The following is a 17,175-nucleotide window of genomic DNA, read 5'->3' as shown; positions in this document are numbered from 1 at the left end:
CGGACGGAATTGGATTGTAAAGGGAAGCCCCGCCCGCTCCGGCCGTCAGTAGATGCCGCCCTGACCTTCGACGAAGTCCTGCTGGTCGGTCTCGACGACTTCCTGCTCTTCGGTGCGTGCCGCCCGCTGCCCGCGCCTGATAAGCGCGAGAATTTCCTGCCGCTTGGCTTCGATTTCATCGCGCCGGGTCGCCCGGGGTGGTTCGGTGTCGGGCTTGAAGGCTTCCCAGATGATCGAGCCCTTGGGATCACCGGTCGGCCAGCCATCGAACACGCGCTTGCCTGAGAGGCGATCGACCCGCACCATCCGTACACCCGCCGGGGCAACGAAGGGTTCGGGCCGCAGCTTTGGCTTGGCCTTCTCGAAAAACGCCTTGATGATTGGTGCCGAAACCGTGCCGCCCTGCGCATAGCCGCCCAGATTGCGCGGCGTGTCATATCCCAGATAAACCCCGGCGATGAGGTCCGAGGTACCGCCGATGAACCATACGTCGGTCGGCCCGGTGGTGGTCCCCGTCTTGCCGAACATCGGCATGTCGAGGCTGCGCAGCACGGTCGCTGTCCCGCGCTGGATCACGCCTTCGAGCATATGGACGGTCTGGTAGGCAGTGCGCGGGTCCATCGCCTGCACGCCCGACAAGCCGAAGCGCGGCATCGGCTTGCCGTCCCACTCTTCCATGTCGCACCGGTTGCAATCGCGCTGGTCGGCGCGCCAGATAACCTTGCCCTTGCGGTCCTGAACATAGTCGATCAGCGTCGGCCGGTTGAGTCTGCCGTGGTTTGCCAACGCCGAATAGGCATTGACGATATTGATCACCTTGGTCTCGCCCGCGCCCAGCGCGAAGGCGGGATACGGCTTGTAAACGCCCTCGTCCGCGATGCCCATCGTCTCGAAGGTGTCGATCACCTTGGGCATGCCCGTCTCCATCGCGATGTGGATCGTCATCAGGTTGCGCGACTGCTCCAGCCCCCACCGCATGGTGTGCACGCCGCCCCCGCCGCCACCGGAGTTGCGGAAGCACTTCTCGCCGAGGTTCGAGCCTTGGTAATAGCAATATGTCTGGTCGGGAATCTCGCTCGCCGGGGTCATGCCGTTGTCGAGCCCGGAGGCATAGACGAATGGCTTGATCGTCGAACCAGGCTGGCGGTCCGCCTGTGTGGCGCGGTTGAAGTCCGACAGCCGGTCGTCAAACCCGCCCTGCATCGCAAGAATTCTCCCGGTCTGCGGTGCCTGCGCGACAAATCCGCCGGAGACGGCGGGTACCGTACCAACCGCATAGCCGTTGCCCGACGGCCGAACTGCGGTAACATCGCCCACCTTGATCGCCTGCGGCAATCCGGTGAGCGGTGCGGTCTTGCCGTCGGAAAATCCGACTTGCGCGCTCCCGCCATTGCGTTCGGTGACAACGCCGACGCGCCAGTTCTGGTAATTGATGCCAAGCGGTGACGCAGCCAGTTGACTGGCCCACGGCCCGTCGTCGAAATCGATCGTTGCGAGTGGGCCGCTCCAGCCTCTTCCTGCGTGGTAACGGATGAGGCCCTGGCGCAGCGCGTCGCGTGCGGCAGCCTGCAACTCAGGGTCGAGCGAGGTCCGCACCCACAGGCCGCCGGCGTAGACGCTGTTGGGGCCATTCTCGGCTGTTTCGCCGAAGTCTTCGAGCAGTTGCCGCCGCACCTCCTCGAGAAAGTAACCCGCATCTGCCGAACGCTGGGTGCGTGCTGGTACGATGCCGAGCGGCGCTGCCTTGGCAGCGGCGGCCTCGGCCGGGGTGACGAACTCGTTCTCTGCCATCTGGTCGAGGACGAAATTGCGCCGCGAGATTGCTTCGTCGAAATTCTTTTCGCGGCTGTAGGTCTCGGGTGCCTTGGGCAGGATCGCGAGGAACGCTGCCTCTTGCAGTTCGAGATCGGCAACATCCTTGTCGAAATATGTCCTCGCCGCCGCCTGGACTCCGAAACTGCGGCGGCCGAGCGGAATTTCGTTGAGGTAAAGCTCGAGAATTTCCTCCTTGCTCAGCACGCCTTCGATACGCCGAGCCAGGATCATTTCGCGGAGCTTGCGGGTGATCGAATACTCCTTCGACAGGAAGATGTTCTTCGCCACCTGCTGGGTTATCGTCGACCCGCCGACCGCACGCTCGCCGCTGCCCATCTTGCTGACATAGTCGATGACTGCGCCAAACAGCCCGCCCGCGTCGATCCCGCCGTGGCTGAAGAAGGTCTTGTCCTCCGCCGCAAGGAACGCCTCGATCAGCGGTTCAGGGAAATCGGCATATTGCAACTGGACTCGCCGGTCGCGGGCATAGCTGTGAACGATTTCGCCGTCGTAGCCGCGCACCACCGTGGGCAGCGGCGGCTGGTAGTCGCGCAGCGTTTCGACATCGGGCAGATTGCGCGTGAGCACTATGTAGCCAGCCAGAAACACCAGCAGGAACGCGCCCAGTGCTGAACTCAGCCAGCGGAACCAGCGCTTGTGCCGCCAATTGCGACCGAACCACTCGTTCACCGGACGGGTCTTAGCCTTCACCCAATTGAAGACACCGCTGGCCTCGCGCCGGATGCGGTAACTGATCGATTGAAGCGTGCTTTCAGCCATGGTGACCGGGCCTTTAGCACGCCGATTCCGCATCGCGCCAGCCGGTTTGAGGCTTATCTACGGGGGCTTTGCATCACGTCGAACCCGACTGCCGGGCGAAGAAGATGCGGATCGCGCGGGCCATCGCTTCGGCGAAATCTTGCTTGCCCTGCTCGGAGGTCAGTCGTGCGGCATCGGCCGGGTTGGTGATGTAGCCGGATTCGTAGAGCACCGCAGGGACATCCGGCGCGCGCAGCACGGCCAGCGCCGCCGAGCGGCGCGCCTGCGGGTGGAAGCGCAGCGTGCCCTGCCCTTCGCGCGTGATCAGGACAGCAAATTCGGCGCTGGTTTCCTGCACCCGGCGCTGCGCAAGTTCGACCAGAATGGTGCTTACCTCGTCGCTCGTCCCCTCCAAGGCCACACCATTGACCCGGTCGGCGTTATTCTCCCGTTCGGCGAAACGAGCAGCCGCCTCGCTCGAAGCTTCGCTCGACAGGGTATAGATGCTGGCGCCGCTGACATCGCGGATTTCACCGGCGGAGTCCGCGTGGATCGAGATGAACAGGTCGGCATTGAGGCGGCGCGCGATCTCCGGGCGTTCCTCCAGCACAAGGAAGCGGTCGTCACTCCTAGTCAGGGCGACGCGCACCCCGCCCTGCCGGAGCAACTCGTCGCGCAGGGCGATGGCGAGTCCCAGCACGACATCCTTCTCGCGGAATCCCGCGCCGCTGGCACCCGGGTCCTTGCCGCCATGACCTGCATCGATCACTATCAAGGGCCGCGAACGATCCTCCGGCCCGAGGATCTCGGGCAGGTCGACGGGCGATCCCGCCTCGGGCAAATCGAACTTGATGACATAGGCGCGGCCAAGATGGGGGATCGGTATCGTCAGCCCGAACGCCACCAGCCCGCCGACCAGAAAAACCGGTACGAGAAAAACCAGCAGGATTTGCGCACGCAATGACATTGCCGGTTCTCGTTACGGTGTTGCGGCATGGTTGCGCAATATGGTTGCGATGCGAAACCCACGGTGCTAGCCCATCAAAACCAGTTTCGCCTCCGTTCCCGAGCCTTACAAGCGACCGGACCCGCAGGCCAACAGATGGTCCCGGATAATCGAAACCGGGTTCGCAACAGGTTGATGCAGACATGAGAAGCCTCCCCCCGACCCAGACGACACGGCGCATCGCCGATGTCGCTGCATGGTCGGCGATGGCCGCACGCTCGACGCGCATTCTCTCTTCCGCAGACACATCACCCCGGTACGGGCGCAAACTGCGCCATGACCGGTCCGATATCGCCGCTACGCCACTCTCGGCGGGCGGCTTCCACATATATGAACGCCCGTCCTGCTTGGGGTCTGCCCCGCCCGGCGGCGTTTGGAGACATTTGAATGGCAACCCGCATGCTTATCGATGCGCGCCACACCGAAGAAACTCGGGTGGCGGTGCTCAAGGGAAACCGGATTGAGGAATTCGATTTCGAATCTGCCGAACACAAGCAGATCAAGGGCAATATCTATCTCGCCAAGGTAACCAGGGTCGAGCCATCGCTGCAGGCGGCTTTCGTCGACTTCGGCGGCAATCGTCACGGTTTCCTCGCCTTCAGCGAAATCCACCCCGACTACTACCAGATCCCCAAGGAAGACCGCGAGCGCCTGCTGGCCGAGGAGGCCGAGGCTGCTGAGGAAGAGGCCCGCCTGCGTGCCGAAGAAGAAGATCGCGGCGAAATGCCGGGCGACGAATACGACGCCGAAGACGAGCAGTCCGGCGAGGCGCTGGCCGAAGATATGGCCGAAGACGGAGTCGAGGAGATCGACACGTCCGACAAGGATCATGTTTCGACCATCGATGAAGGCCAGCTCGAGAACGGCGACGACGAAGACGACGACGAGGATGACGAAGCCTCCGAAGCCGACGAAGACGGTGAGAACGGCAATCGCCGGGGTCGCGGACGCGGCCGCCGCCAGACTAAGGGCAAGGGCAAGGGCAGCAGAAGCCGCGCCAAAGAAGTCGACGAAGTCCGCGCCCGCCGCCAGGAGCTTCGCCGCCGCTATAAGATCCAAGACGTCATCCAGCGCCGCCAGGTGCTGCTGGTCCAGGTCGTCAAGGAAGAGCGTGGCAACAAGGGTGCTGCCCTGACCACCTACCTCAGCCTTGCCGGTCGTTACACCGTACTCATGCCGAACAGCAGCCATGGCGGCGGCATCTCTCGCAAGATATCAAGCGCGCAGGACCGTAAGCGTCTCAAGTCGATCGTCGGCGATCTCAAGCTGCCCAAGTCGATGGGGCTGATCGTCCGCACCGCAGGGCTCAGCCGTACCAAGCCCGAGATCAAGCGCGACTTTGACTATCTCGCCCGCTTGTGGGACGAAATCCGCGAAAAGACGCTTGCTTCGGCGGCTCCGGCGCTGATTCATTCGGACAGCGACCTGATCAAGCGCGCGATCCGCGATATCTACAACAAGGAAATCGAGGAAGTCGTCGTCGAGGGCGAGGAGGGCTATAAGCTCGCCAAGAGCTTCATGAAGCTGTTGATGCCGAGCCACGCACGCCGGGTGAAGGCCTATTCCGATCCCGTCCCGTTATTCCAGCGCTACGGCGCCGAGGATCAGCTCCGCGCGATGTACGATCCGGTGGTCCAGCTCAAATCAGGCGGCTATCTGGTGATCAACCCGACCGAGGCGCTGGTGTCGATCGACATCAACTCGGGCCGCTCGACCAAGGAACACGGGATCGAGGCGACCGCGACCGCGACCAACCTCGAAGCCGCCAGGGAAATCGCCCGCCAGCTGCGCCTGCGCGACATGGCCGGTCTGGTCGTGATCGACTTCATCGACATGGAGTACAACTCCAACATCCGCAAAGTCGAAAAGGCGATGAAGGATGCCCTGAGGAACGACCGCGCGCGCATCCAGGTCGGGCGCATTTCGGGCTTCGGACTGATGGAAATGAGCCGGCAGCGGCTGCGCACCGGCGTGCTCGAGGCGACCACCCGCGACTGCCCGCACTGCGACGGCACCGGGCTCGTCCGCACAGCATCGAGCGCGGGGCTTTCTGCGCTGCGCCTGATCGAGGATGAAGCAGCCAAGGGCAAGGGAACGCTGATCACCCTCGCCGCCAGCACCGAGGCCGCGGTTTACCTGCTCAACGCCAAGCGCGCCGATCTGGTCGAGATCGAAGACCGCTATGGCGTGAATGTCGAAGTCGTGCCGGAGGGCGAGGACGAGGGTGCCAAGATGCACGTGTCGAGCTCGGGCCCGCGTCCGTCGCAGGCTCCGAAGTTCGAACCGATCGTCGATGACGAGGATGACGAGGTCTATCCCGAAGAGGATGAAGCGGACGAAGGCGACGAGCGCGAAGAGGAAAGCGAACGGAGCCGCGACCGGGATCGCGACGACGATGGTGCGCGAAAGAAGCGCCGCCGCCGCGGCGGGCGCAACCGCAAGAAGCGCGACGAGAACGGCGAGAACGGCGACGGCGAAGACACCGATGCCGAGGATTCTTCTGATGACGATTCCTCCGACGAAGGCACCGAAACCGACAATGGCGAGCAGAAGAAGAAGCGTCGCCGCCGTGGCGGGCGTGGTCGCCGTGGCGGTCGCAACCGCGACAGCGAGGATGGTGCTGGCGAGGGAAGCGAAGCCGAAACGGCCGAGGTGATTGCCGAGCAGGTAGCCGAGGACATGGCAGTGGTTGCCGGTCCGGACGGTTCGCCGGAGACGGCCGAGGTGGTCGCCGAGGAAGCTAAGCCCAAGCGTCGCCCGCGTCGCAGGAAGGCAGAAGAGAGCGAAGCGGAAGCAGCGCCTGCCGTCGAAGAAGAGGCAGAGGTCAAGCCTAAGCCGCGCGCGCGCCGGAAGAAGGCCGAACCCGCGCCTGTCGCCGCGATTCCTGCGGAGGACGTCCAGGCGGAGGAGGCTGCGGCAGAGGCCCCGGCAGAAAAGCCCAAGCGGACTCGCCGGAAGAAAGCCGATCCGGTCGAAACCGAAGCTGCGCCCGAAGAATCTGCGACGGAAGAGGTTACCGAGAACGGCACCTCGCGGCGCGGCTGGTGGCAGCGCACGTTCGGCGAATAGCAATGCGTTGGGGCGGGAGCGTGCGCGCTCCCGCCTTCAGCCCCCTTGCTTGATCCCGACGCCCCATTCGTTCCAGCCGAGCGATCTGGGCGTCTTGTCGAGGTATCTTGCCCCCATCGGCTCGACCGCAAACCCCCCGGCGCGCACGGCGGAGGTGACAGGCCGGGTCAGATGGCACCCGCCGGCAAAAGGCATCCACCACGGCTCGATCCGGTCCTGGAACCGCGCCACCTTGGCATCAGGAGCCCGTCCATGCTCGAGGAACAAGAGCCTTCCGCCAGGCCTCAGTATGCGCCGCATCTCGCGCACCACTTGCGCCTGGTCCTGCACTGAGCACAAGGTGTAGGTGCACACGACGGTATCGAAGCTTTCGTCGCCAAACGGAATGGCCTCCCCTACCCCGTCGCGAATATCGGCCCGCCAGCCCTTCTTCTCCGCCTCGACGCGGGCGTATTCGAGCAGCTTGCCGCCCGGATCGATCCCGGCGTAGCGGGTGATCGCATCGGCGCGGTAGAACTGCTGGTTGATCCCGCCCCCGCAGCCGAGTTCGAACACTTCTCCCTCCGCCAGCGGGACGACCTTCGAACGCAGCTTCATGATTGCGGGCATGCCGCATGCGAACCTGATCACGCGCGGCACACCATGCGCATCCCACCAGCTGGCCAGACCCATCGTTTTCCCCTTCCCTTTCGCGCCCTTCGCGGCAAGATAGGTTGCAAAAGAGGGAGAGACCATGGCGAAGGTACATCGCACGCCGGATGATAGGTTTGCAGGTTTGGCGGACTATCCGTTCGATCCCAGATATCACCTGCTTAGCGACGGCTTGCGGCTGCACTATGTCGATGAAGGCCCGCGCGAGGCCACCCCGGTGCTGATGATGCACGGCGAGCCGAGCTGGAGCTATCTTTATCGCAAGATGATCGGACCGGTGGTCGAGGCAGGCTATCGCGTGATCGCGCCCGACCTCATCGGGTTCGGCAAATCCGACAAGCCCACCGACAAGGGCGCGTATACTTATGCCGGTCACGTCGCGTGGATGCGCGAATGGTTCGAGGCGATGGGCCTGGGCAACGTCATCCTCGCGTGCCAGGACTGGGGATCGCTGGTTGGCTTGCGGCTGGTGACGGCGATGCCCGACTGCTTCGCCGGTGTGGTCCTGTCGAATGGCGGGCTTCCTGCCGGCCAGGAGCCGCCGCCCGCCTTCGCCAAATGGCGCGCGTTTTCGAAATACAGCCCGGTGTTCCCGATCGGCGGCATTCTCCAGCGCGCGACCACGACCGAGTTGCCGGATCACGTGGTTGCTGCCTACGACGCGCCTTACGACACCCGCGCCAGCAAGGCGGGCGCGCGGATCTTCCCGTCGCTGGTCCCGCTGGGGGAGAATGTCGAGGTGCCCGCGCAGATCGAAGCGTGGAAGGTGCTCGAGACCTTCGACAGGCCCTTCACCTGCTGTTTTTCCGATGGCGATCCGATCACCCGGGGCGGCGATGCCATGTTCCGCGAACGCGTTCCCGGCGCACGCGACAACCCGCTTCACCGGACCCTCAAGGGCGGGCATTTCATTCAGGAGGACGATCCCGAGGGCTTCGTCGGTGCGATCCTCGATACGGCGCGGCGCGCCGGGGTCTGAGCACAATTGGCCCTTTTCCCGGTCGATGATGGAGATTAGTGGAAGCGCCTTACCCACGACAAGGATCCGCTATGACCCGTGCAATCGAACCCCTTCGTATCCCGGCCGAAGCGAAGGAACGGGTGCGGCTTCTGTTCATGGCCAAGCACGCTTTGTTCGGCGGCGGGATGCACCCGGAAGACGGCAATCATGCGATCTATCATCACGAAGTGCGCACGACGCTGGAAAACCTCGGACTAAACCTTCGCCTGTCGAACACCTACAAGACGCTGTTCGAACAACCCGACACCGATTTCGTCTTTCCGCTGCTCAATCGCGGCGGTTTCGTCAACAGCGAGATGCTGATCCCTTTGCTGTGCAACATGCACCGCATCCCCTACCTCGGGGCCATGCCGTTCCTGCGCGGTTTGGGGGACGACAAATCCGTCTCCAAGCTGGTCGCGACGCATGCCGGCGTGCCGACTGCGGACTGGTTCTGCTATCGCCGCGGCGCGCCCGTGCTGGAAAACGATCTGCCCGCCGCGCCCGATGGCCGCTGGGTGATCAAGCCCAACGCCTCATCCGCGAGCTGGGGCATTTCCGACGCCTTCGACTGGAACGGTGTCACCAATGCCATCGCCAATATCCACGGTCAGGGCCATGATGCGATCGTCGAGCCCTATCTCGACGGCTATGATATCCAGTGCGCCTTCATCACCATCAAGGACCGGCCTGTCGCACTGCCGATGCTGTGGTACGAGCGTGAGGACACGCAGAAACTGTGGACCTACTATGAAAAGCGCGACTTGGTGCAGAACACCGAGAAAGCCGCGCTCAAGACCTTCGAGCACCCCGAATTTGCGCCGAAGATCACCGAATTGGCGAGCAAGGTCGCGCGCGAATTGCTGCCGTTCGATTATGGCCGCATCGAGTTCCGCCTTGATCTCAAAACCGGTGAGTTCAACTTCATCGAGATCAATCTCAACTGCAATCTTTGGTCGGAGAAGGTGATGGCCAAGGCGGCGGGATACGCTGGCTTCAGCCACGCCGATCTGCTCGAAACGCTATTGGCTGAAAGCTGGCGGCGGACCGGGCTGATCGCGCCCACCGCCTGAGTCAAATCAGCTCGCGAGGTCGAACACCGCAGCGATGCGGCGCATGTCGGATGCCAGCACTTCGCGCATCGCCATGTCGTCGAGCGCAGCCAGCACAACAATTTGCGGCATCGACAGTCCGATCCGCAGTGTGCCAGCCCAGCAGCCGTCCGCCAGCTTGCGGCAGCGCACCGGCTGGCCGAGCCTGATCCCGGCACAGGCGATCCGGCGATGCAACGCCTGTGCATCGTCGAACGTGCGGGCCTGCGGCATCGACGAAACGTCCAGAGTGACGAGCGTACGCATTTCGAGCGGGTGGTCCTCGGCCTCCCCGGACAAACCCGGCTCGCACGGCGAAACGATTTCGATGCCTTCGATTGCGAGCAAATGGTCGCCAATCGCTGCGCCGAACGCAGCGATCACGCTCTCTGCCCGTTCGACCGGGAGCGCGGCGAACCTTTCGAGCTCGAATAACGAAGCCTCCAGCCGCAACTGCAAGCCGGGATTCCCGGTTTCGGGCAAGCAAGCGACGCCTGGCCAGTCCGCCGGCCATTCGGCCCGGCGAAATATGCGCGCGAGGCCGGACGGCACATTGCCCGCCCGTGCCTTCCACTGCGGCGGAACGAGCGCAAACCCGCTGAAGGGCGGGCCGCCGACGAACTTCGAGCCGGTGAGCATCACGATGGCGCCGCGTTCGAGATAGCTGCCAACCATCCCGGGCGCGATGCGGACCTGGCAGGCATCGATCACGAAACTGGCCGCGCCGGACCACCGCACCATCAGCCGGTCCAGCGCGTCGAGCCGGGGCAGGATCAGGCCCGTCTTCGAGCCGTGGACCAGATGCACCAGTGCGTGCTTCCCCCGTTTCTGCGCCTGTTCGATCTCGCACGAGATATCCGCTTCGATTTCGCCCGATGTTCGCACTGTGCCCGAAGCCGAACGCCAGCTATGTCGACCAGCGAAACCCGCGCCAGCCCGTCCACCGGGGCTCCGCTTTCCGATGTGATGCCAAGCGGCGTGCGGTCGGCAAAATGGCGTCCGCGTGCCGAATGGATGCAGCCGCTGCCGACCTCATCCGCGCCGAGGAGGATGTTGTGCACCCCGCCCATCGCAGCGTCCGCGACACCGGCGAGTGGCACGTATTCGAGATCCGTTCCCGAGGCAGCAAACACGACATCGCAATCGCGGTCGAGCGCAAAGATCCTGCGCAACCGCACCCGCATCGCTTCCAGAGCACAGGTGTAGTCATCCAGCCCCGCTTCGACCAATGCAACCACCCGCGCAAAGGCGTCCGCACCTATATCGTTCGCCGTCGATGAAGCGTAGGCGATCACCTCGCGCGGATAGGGGGTGGAAAGGTACTGGTTGAGGCACGATGCCGGATCGACCAGGATGCGTGCATCGCCGCCCGACGACAGCAATTCGATCGCACGATCATGGGATGGCTGGCACTGGATTGAGGAAACAGGTGCCGTGGTGTTTAGCGGCTGCATATGCGACCCTTTGTATGCCCCGCCCGTATTATGGTTTCTTTTGGGGAATAGCGGATTTATGGGGCCGGTCTACGAAGAACTTTAAAGGTCGCACGACTTGCCGGCATTTCCCGCTCCGAAGACCATCTCTGCTGCCGCGAAGAAACGGATTCGCATCCTTTTCCTCGCCAAGAACGCCCTTTGGGACGGCACCGGCAATCCCGAAGACGGCAACCATGCGAAGTACCATCGCGAAATGTCGCAGGTGTTGAGCGGCCTCGGCCTGAACCTCAAGATCTCGAACAATTTCGACATCCTGTGGGACAAGCCCGATGTCGATTTCGTCTTCCCGCTGCTCAACCGCGCGGGGTTCTTCAATTCGGAGATGCTGTGCCCGCTGCTGTGCGAACGCGCCGAGATCGCCTACCTTGGTGCCAGCCCGATCATCCGCGGCCTGTCGGACGACAAGCATCTGGCCAAGATGGCGGTGCGCAGCGCTGGTGTGCCGACTGCGCCCTGGGCGATCTATCGCCGCGGTGCACCGGTCGATCCGGCCAAATGCCCCGAGGGAAAACGCTTCGTCGTCAAGCCCAACAACTCCAGCGCCAGCTGGGGCGTGCATGATGCAACCGACTGGGACAGCGTCAAGGCCGCGGTGCACGGGGTCCAAGCGCTGGGCCACGATGCCATCGTTGAGCCCTTCATCGACGGCAGCGATGTCGAGGTGCCGGTGGTGACGATCGACGGCCAGCCGCAAATCCTGCCGATGCTCATCTTCCGCCAGGCCGATCCGTCGCATCTGCGGACCTATCAGGAAAAGCGCGACCTGGTCGACCGGAGCCAGAAATACTCGCTCGACCCGTTCGAGGACCAGGCGATGATCGCGCGAATCGCCGACTATACGCGGCTGGCGTGGGAGGATTACCGGCCGTTCGATTACGGCAGGTTCGAATTCCGCGTGAATGAGCAGACCGGCGAGATCACCTTCCTCGAGCTCAATCTCAATTGCAATCTGTGGTCCGAGAAGGTGTTTGGCCGCGCGGCGGTTCTGGCGGGCTGGACGCAGGAACAGCTGATCGAGACGATCCTCGCCGAAAGCCTGCGCCGCCACGGATTGATGGAGTAAGCCTTGAGCGACCGACCGGCCATAGTCATCATCCTCGCCGCGCAGCGCGCCGGTGTTGTCAACCCGCTCGCCGAACGCGCAGGGGTATCGCACAAGTGCCTCGCCCCGATCTGCGGCAAACCGCTGATCGAATGGGTGCTCGACACAGTCACATCGCGCAGCAACCTCTCCGAAATCCGCATCTCGATCGAGCCGGAGGCGCAGGCCGAAGTGGGCAAGCTGCTCGGTCGCTATGCCGATTGCGGGACAAAGATCCTATTCGTCGATTCGCATCACGGCATCGTCGACAGCGTGACCGCTGCGGCGAAAGACGACGAAGGTCCCTTCGTCATCACCACAGCCGACAACGTGCTGCTGAGCGAGGACGGCTTCGAACAAGTTAGGTCGACAATGGCACGGGCCGATGCGACCCTTGCGCTTGCGCGCGCGGAGGATGTGCGCACCGCCCATCCGGAGGGCCAGCGCAACTTCTACGAATTTCGCGACGGCGGTTACGCCAATTGCAACATCTATGGCCTTGCCAATCGCAAGGCCTTCGCCGCCGCCGAGGCGTTTCGCGAGGGCGGGCAGTTTCAGAAGAACCGCGACCGGATGATCCGCGCCTTCGGCCTGTTCAACATCGCGCTCATGGGCCTCAAGCTCGTCTCCGCCCCCAGCGCCATCCGCCGCGTCGGCAAGCGGTTCGGGATCACCATGGAAGCGACATTCTTCGCCGACGGCGCGCTGGCGATCGATGTCGACAACGAGCGAACCTACGCCGTGTGCGAAGAGCTGTTGCCGAGCCGCAAACCCCTCCCGTCCGCTTGATCGAAAGGCGACACTAAGGCGACACCAAAGTCCAACCGGTCGGCAGCTCGGAATTCGCTCGAGAAAAAATCACGGTTTGAAAGAGCGGTAGTGGGTTTAACCAGGCGTGATCGTGTAGGAAAATGAATTCAACGGACGGCCTTTGACTTGCGATTGAGGGCTAATCCGGAACCCGCCCGCCCTTCCAGTCGAACTGTTGCCCACTGTCGGCGGGGATGAGGCCATCGATCACGCCGAGCAGATTGCGCGCTGCGCCGTCCGGGTCCGTCAGTTGCCCATCAGGCAGATTGGCCCGGAACGGCTCCGACAGGGCCGTGTCGACCGTGCCCGGATGCAATGACACGACCACCGCCTGCTTGTGGGTCCGACCGAGTTCGATGGCAAAGTTGCGGACCAGCATGTTGAGCCCCGCCTTGCTCGCGCGGTAACTGTGCCATCCCCCCACGCGGTTGTCACCGATCGAGCCGACCCGGGCCGACAAGGCTGCAAGGACCGCTCGCCGGTCGCGCGGCAGGAGCGGCAGCATGTGCTTGGCAACAAGAGCCGGACCGATGGTGTTGGCGGCGAACACCCGCGCCATGACAACCGGATCGAGCGATTTGTAGCTGCGCTCCGGCCCGGTTCCATCGGGCAAGGTCAGGACACCGCTCGCCACGATCACCAGATCGGGCGGCGCATTCCGCATGGCATCGGCTGCTGCCGAGATCGAGGTTTCGTCTTCGAGCTCGAAACGAAAAGGCCGAATCGCCTGGTCTTGCGGCACGCGACCGCTACGACTTCCGGCGTGAATCGTTGCCACGCCACGCGCGGCGAGTTCGCTGCACAGTGCCGAACCGATCCCCCCGGAAGCACCGAAGATCGCTGCACACCGCGGCCATGTGCCAACCTGCTGTCCTGCACCGTCCATATTGTTCACTTGGGTCACTATCCCATTCTTGCAAGCGGGCGATCGGGCGTTGCGACACTTGCATGTTCGCCGCCTTGCTCTCTTGGCACGAAACGCTAGAAAGTCTGGCGAAGCAACAGGACTCGGCGGACCATGGCGACTTTCACCCTCCCGAAGAACTCGAAGATCACCGGCAAGGGCCGTGCGCATTCGGCCGAGGGCGGCGGCAAGCTGCGCAAATTCAAGATCTACCGCTACGATCCGGACAGCGGCGAGAACCCGCGCTACGATACCTTCGAGCTCGACCTCGACCAGACCGGGCCGATGGTCCTCGACGCGCTGATCAAGATCAAGAACGAGATCGATCCGACGCTGACTTTCCGGCGTTCCTGCCGCGAAGGGATCTGCGGGTCGTGCTCGATGAACATGAACGGCAAGAACGGCCTCGCCTGCACCACAGCGATCGAGGATCTCAAGTCGGGCGAAGTGCGCATCACCCCGCTGCCGCATATGGACGTGATCAAGGATTTGGTGCCCGATTTCACCCATTTCTATGCGCAATATGCGTCGATCCGGCCATGGCTGCAGGCGGTGACGCCGACCCCGAGCGGCAAGGAACGGCTGCAATCGCCCGAGCAGCGCGAGAAGCTCGACGGGCTGTATGAGTGCATCCTGTGCGCCTGCTGCTCGACCTCTTGCCCGAGCTACTGGTGGAACAGCGACAAGTTCCTTGGCCCGGCGATCCTGCTTCAGGCCTATCGCTGGCTGGCGGACAGCCGCGACGAGATGACCGGAGAGCGGCTCGACGCGCTCGAGGATCCGTTCCGGCTCTATCGCTGCCACACCATCATGAACTGCGCCAACGTCTGCCCCAAGGGCCTCAACCCGGCCAAGGCGATCGCCGAAACCAAGAAGATGATGGCCGAACGCGCGATCTGACGTGGCGCTTTCCGAAGACGTATTCGATCACAGCCCGGACCCCGAAAATCCGGGCTGGAAGCACTGGAACCTGAAGGACCCGACGCTGTTCAACGGCGCGGTGATGGGCAAGCTCATCACCCGGGTCGAGGACGGAAAGAGCCGGTTGCGCATGTTTCCCGAACGCAAGCACGAAAACCTGCAAGGGATCGTGCATGGCGCGGTGACGCTGGCGCTGATCGATATCTCGCTGTTCACCACCATGCACACGCTCGGCACCGGCAATGCGGGCCCCTCGGTCACGCTTGAGCTGTCGACCCAGTTCACCGGCGCGGGCAAGAGAGACAAGCCGCTCGATGCAGTGACCGAAATCATGCGCGAAACCGGCAAGCTGGTTTTCGTGCGCGGCACGGTGGAGCAAGAAGGCGAGGCCGAGATCGTCGCGTCCTTCTCCGGCATCGTCCGGAAATTCCTGCCGCGATGAGCCGCGTGATCGCCCGATACGAGGCGATGATCGCGAACGGCGAACTGCGCCCCGATCCCGAACAGCGCGCCGCTGCGGAGCGCCTCGGGCGTTTGCAGGAGGAACTCGAGGCCGTTCCCAAGCGCGGCAGCGTGCTGTGGCGCGCGCTCAAGGGGCCGCCGCCTGCACCGTGCGGGGTCTATATGTGGGGCGGTGTCGGGCGCGGCAAGTCGATGCTGATGGACCTGTTTCACGACTGCCTGTCGATCAACCGCAAGCGAAGGGTCCACTTTCACGCGTTCATGCAGGATGTTCACGCGCTGCTGCGTGAGGAACGCAAGAAGGAGAGCGGCGATCCGATCCCGCCCGTTGCTGTCCAGTTGTCGGAGGACGTGCGCTGCCTGTGCTTCGACGAGATGGTGGTCAACAACAGCGCCGATGCGATGATCATGAGCCGCCTGTTCCGCGCGCTGATCGTCGATCGCGGCGTCACCGTCGTCACCACGTCGAACCGCCCGCCGGACGATCTTTACAAGGACGGGCTCAATCGCGAGCATTTCCTGCCCTTCATCGAGCTGGTGAAGGAACGGCTCGATGTTGTCCCGCTCAACGGCCCGGTGGATTACCGGCTCGAACGGATCGGCGGAATCGACAGCTGGCATGCGCCGATCGGTGAGGAGGCAACCGCCCGCATCCGCCAGGCATTCTTTCAACTCACCGATTTCGCGCCCGAGGATGCGGCGCATGTCCCGACCGCCGAGCTCGATGTCGGCGGCGGGCGGACGATCCATGTGCCAAAGTCGCTCAAGGGCGTTGCAGTGTTCAGCTTCTCCCGGCTCTGTCGTCAAGCGCGCGGGGCGAGCGACTATCTCGCGATTGCAAGATATTACCACACGGTCTTCATCGTCGGCATCCCCCAGATGGGGCCCGAAGACCGCAACGAGGCGGCGCGTTTCGTGACGCTGATCGACGCCCTCTACGAGCACCGCGTTAAGCTGTTCGCGACCGCCGCTGCCGAACCGGAAAACCTATATCAGGCGGGCGACGGCAGCTTCGAGTTCGAACGCACGGTCAGCCGCCTCAACGAGATGCAGAGCGACGAATATATGGCGCTTGGCCACGGCGCGAGCGGCTAGGCGGCGTCGGCGAGCCTTTGCTGCGCGCTGGTCAGCCGGTTCATGATCCGCAGGTCCTGCTCGCTCAGCTGGAGCGCGGTGTCGGCCCACAGTTCGGTGATCCGGGTCAGTTCCTGCAATTCTAGGTTCCACGCGATCCTGGTCGCCCTGCGCGCGCCGACGAGGCCGGCATGCCTCCGTTCAGACTTGCGGATGAATTCGCGGCAGGCATTGAGCCCCTCACCCGGTTCGGCGAGCACATGGACGAGGCCCATCTCGTACATCTGTTCGGCGGTATAGGTTTCGTTCGACACGATCAGCCGGTCGGCCATCGCGCTGCCCAGCTTGCGGCTGAGGAAAGCATGCGCGCCCATGCCGGGAAACAGGCCGAACATCACCTCGGGCAGGCCGAAGGTGGCATCGCGCTCCGCCACGATATAGTCGAACGACAGCAACGCTTCGAACCCCCCACCGAGCGCCGCGCCTTCGACCAGCCCGATGGTCAACATCGGAATGTCGAGCGTGTTCATGTTGCGGTGGAGTATTTTGCAGCAGCGGTGGCCGTAACGCACCAGCCCGTCGCGATCGCGATCGCGGATGAGGCGCTGGAACAGGTCGAGATCGCCGCCGAAGCAGAACACTCCGGGCGAGCGGCTACCGAGGATGAGATAGCGCAGCGGAACGCCGCCGGAGCCGAAGCTCTTTCCGATCAGGTCCTGCCAGCGTTCGAATTCCCCCAGCATCGGCGGGGTGAAGCTCGGGCGCCCATTGGGGCGCATATAGCTCCAGAGCGCCTGATATTCTTCCTGGTAGAAGGTTTCGAGCTGGGTCAGTTCGAACAGGGCTTGCGGGATACCCTCGGGCATCGCGCTTCGCATTACAAAAGCTTCGTCCCGCTGGTCGAGCGGCATCACCGGATCGACCGACTCCGCTGCCTCGCTCGCGACGTTTTCCAGACCTGGCCCGACACGATCCATTGACGACCCCTCATCATGAATGCGGTTGTTGTTCCGGTGCAAACTACAGGACGCAGGAC

Annotated in this window: 15 protein-coding genes; 8 read left to right on the top strand and 7 right to left on the bottom strand. The window is 63.4% G+C overall.

The genetic code is table 11. The features are described from left to right. Window positions 1–45: 45 nt before the first annotated feature. Entirely contained in the window at window positions 46–2,595 is a 2,550-nt protein-coding gene (locus NSO95_RS07105) for a penicillin-binding protein 1A (RefSeq protein WP_257595487.1), read from the bottom strand. A gap of 73 nt (window positions 2,596–2,668) precedes the next feature. Beyond that, window positions 2,669–3,541 (bottom strand): N-acetylmuramoyl-L-alanine amidase family protein, encoded by an 873-nt coding sequence (locus NSO95_RS07100; protein ID WP_257595486.1) that lies wholly within the window; start codon window positions 3,539–3,541, stop codon window positions 2,669–2,671. 426 nt (window positions 3,542–3,967) lie between these two features. Here NSO95_RS07100 and NSO95_RS07095 point away from each other — a divergent pair, with 426 nt between their 5' ends. Continuing rightward, the gene (locus NSO95_RS07095) at window positions 3,968–6,649 is read left to right on the top strand and encodes an Rne/Rng family ribonuclease (RefSeq protein ID WP_257595485.1); all 2,682 of its coding nucleotides are present in this window, start codon (window positions 3,968–3,970) and stop codon (window positions 6,647–6,649) included. A 36-nt stretch (window positions 6,650–6,685) separates the two neighbouring features. On the opposite strand, the gene NSO95_RS07090 is transcribed toward NSO95_RS07095, so the two are convergent. Then, window positions 6,686–7,321 (bottom strand): class I SAM-dependent methyltransferase, encoded by a 636-nt coding sequence (locus NSO95_RS07090; protein WP_257595484.1) that lies wholly within the window; start codon window positions 7,319–7,321, stop codon window positions 6,686–6,688. Window positions 7,322–7,382: 61 nt separating this feature from the next. On the opposite strand from NSO95_RS07090, the gene NSO95_RS07085 reads away from it, so the two are divergent. Together NSO95_RS07085 and NSO95_RS07080 are read left to right on the top strand one after the other, a co-directional pair. Beyond that, complete coding sequence (locus tag NSO95_RS07085; RefSeq protein ID WP_257595483.1) at window positions 7,383–8,279, top strand: haloalkane dehalogenase; 897 nt, start codon at window positions 7,383–7,385, stop codon at window positions 8,277–8,279. 71 nt (window positions 8,280–8,350) lie between these two features. Beyond that, window positions 8,351–9,373, top strand: a complete 1,023-nt coding sequence (locus NSO95_RS07080) for a D-alanine--D-alanine ligase family protein (RefSeq protein WP_257595482.1) — start codon at window positions 8,351–8,353, stop codon at window positions 9,371–9,373. A 6-nt stretch (window positions 9,374–9,379) separates the two neighbouring features. On the opposite strand, the gene NSO95_RS07075 is transcribed toward NSO95_RS07080, so the two are convergent. Then, window positions 9,380–10,276 (bottom strand): hypothetical protein, encoded by an 897-nt coding sequence (locus tag NSO95_RS07075; protein WP_257595481.1) that lies wholly within the window; start codon window positions 10,274–10,276, stop codon window positions 9,380–9,382. After that, window positions 10,165–10,845, bottom strand: coding sequence for a hypothetical protein (locus NSO95_RS07070; RefSeq protein ID WP_257595480.1), 681 nt, complete (start codon window positions 10,843–10,845; stop codon window positions 10,165–10,167). Before NSO95_RS07070 ends, NSO95_RS07075 begins: the two co-directional genes overlap by 112 nt. A gap of 97 nt (window positions 10,846–10,942) precedes the next feature. Between NSO95_RS07070 and NSO95_RS07065 the strand changes: the two genes are divergently transcribed. Then, window positions 10,943–11,950, top strand: a complete 1,008-nt coding sequence (locus NSO95_RS07065) for a D-alanine--D-alanine ligase family protein (protein ID WP_257595479.1) — start codon at window positions 10,943–10,945, stop codon at window positions 11,948–11,950. A gap of 3 nt (window positions 11,951–11,953) precedes the next feature. Next, a complete protein-coding gene (locus tag NSO95_RS07060) occupies window positions 11,954–12,757 on the top strand; it encodes an NTP transferase domain-containing protein (RefSeq protein WP_257595478.1) in 804 nt (267 codons plus the stop codon). Between the two features lie 160 nt (window positions 12,758–12,917). Here the strand turns inward: NSO95_RS07060 and NSO95_RS07055 are convergent, their stop codons facing one another. Then, complete coding sequence (locus NSO95_RS07055) at window positions 12,918–13,664, bottom strand: SDR family NAD(P)-dependent oxidoreductase (protein ID WP_257595477.1); 747 nt, start codon at window positions 13,662–13,664, stop codon at window positions 12,918–12,920. 132 nt (window positions 13,665–13,796) lie between these two features. Between NSO95_RS07055 and NSO95_RS07050 the strand changes: the two genes are divergently transcribed. Genes NSO95_RS07050 through zapE form a run of 3 tightly spaced genes read left to right on the top strand, consistent with a single transcriptional unit; the run spans window position 13,797 to window position 16,160 of the window. Beyond that, entirely contained in the window at window positions 13,797–14,582 is a 786-nt protein-coding gene (locus NSO95_RS07050; protein WP_301332554.1) for a succinate dehydrogenase iron-sulfur subunit, read from the top strand. A 1-nt stretch (window position 14,583) separates the two neighbouring features. Next, on the top strand, window positions 14,584–15,045 hold the full coding sequence (locus tag NSO95_RS07045) for a PaaI family thioesterase (protein ID WP_257595476.1): 462 nt from the start codon (window positions 14,584–14,586) through the stop codon (window positions 15,043–15,045). Next, the gene (zapE, locus tag NSO95_RS07040; RefSeq protein WP_257595475.1) at window positions 15,042–16,160 is read left to right on the top strand and encodes a cell division protein ZapE; all 1,119 of its coding nucleotides are present in this window, start codon (window positions 15,042–15,044) and stop codon (window positions 16,158–16,160) included. Before NSO95_RS07045 ends, zapE begins: the two co-directional genes overlap by 4 nt. Here zapE and NSO95_RS07035 read toward each other — a convergent pair. After that, window positions 16,157–17,116, bottom strand: a complete 960-nt coding sequence (locus tag NSO95_RS07035; RefSeq protein ID WP_257595474.1) for a crotonase/enoyl-CoA hydratase family protein — start codon at window positions 17,114–17,116, stop codon at window positions 16,157–16,159. The genes zapE and NSO95_RS07035 overlap by 4 nt on opposite strands. Between the last annotated feature and the right edge of the window lie 59 nt (window positions 17,117–17,175).

The organism is Parerythrobacter lacustris (genome assembly GCF_024626475.1).
Classification (GTDB): domain Bacteria; phylum Pseudomonadota; class Alphaproteobacteria; order Sphingomonadales; family Sphingomonadaceae; genus Parerythrobacter_A; species Parerythrobacter_A lacustris.
This window is presented reverse-complemented; position numbering and strand designations above follow the sequence as displayed.

What these genes read in the sequence shown, in the direction of transcription:
- NSO95_RS07105 (WP_257595487.1), bottom strand. Translation starts at nt 2,595, where the DNA reads ATGGCTGAAAGCACGCTTCAATCGATCAGTTACCGCATCCGGCGCGAG.
- NSO95_RS07100 (WP_257595486.1), bottom strand. Translation starts at nt 3,541, where the DNA reads ATGTCATTGCGTGCGCAAATCCTGCTGGTTTTTCTCGTACCGGTTTTT.
- NSO95_RS07095 (WP_257595485.1), top strand. Translation starts at nt 3,968, where the DNA reads ATGGCAACCCGCATGCTTATCGATGCGCGCCACACCGAAGAAACTCGG.
- NSO95_RS07090 (WP_257595484.1), bottom strand. Translation starts at nt 7,321, where the DNA reads ATGGGTCTGGCCAGCTGGTGGGATGCGCATGGTGTGCCGCGCGTGATC.
- NSO95_RS07085 (WP_257595483.1), top strand. Translation starts at nt 7,383, where the DNA reads ATGGCGAAGGTACATCGCACGCCGGATGATAGGTTTGCAGGTTTGGCG.
- NSO95_RS07080 (WP_257595482.1), top strand. Translation starts at nt 8,351, where the DNA reads ATGACCCGTGCAATCGAACCCCTTCGTATCCCGGCCGAAGCGAAGGAA.
- NSO95_RS07070 (WP_257595480.1), bottom strand. Translation starts at nt 10,845, where the DNA reads ATGCAGCCGCTAAACACCACGGCACCTGTTTCCTCAATCCAGTGCCAG.
- NSO95_RS07055 (WP_257595477.1), bottom strand. Translation starts at nt 13,664, where the DNA reads ATGGACGGTGCAGGACAGCAGGTTGGCACATGGCCGCGGTGTGCAGCG.
- NSO95_RS07050 (WP_301332554.1), top strand. Translation starts at nt 13,797, where the DNA reads ATGGCGACTTTCACCCTCCCGAAGAACTCGAAGATCACCGGCAAGGGC.
- zapE (WP_257595475.1), top strand. Translation starts at nt 15,042, where the DNA reads ATGAGCCGCGTGATCGCCCGATACGAGGCGATGATCGCGAACGGCGAA.
- NSO95_RS07035 (WP_257595474.1), bottom strand. Translation starts at nt 17,116, where the DNA reads ATGGATCGTGTCGGGCCAGGTCTGGAAAACGTCGCGAGCGAGGCAGCG.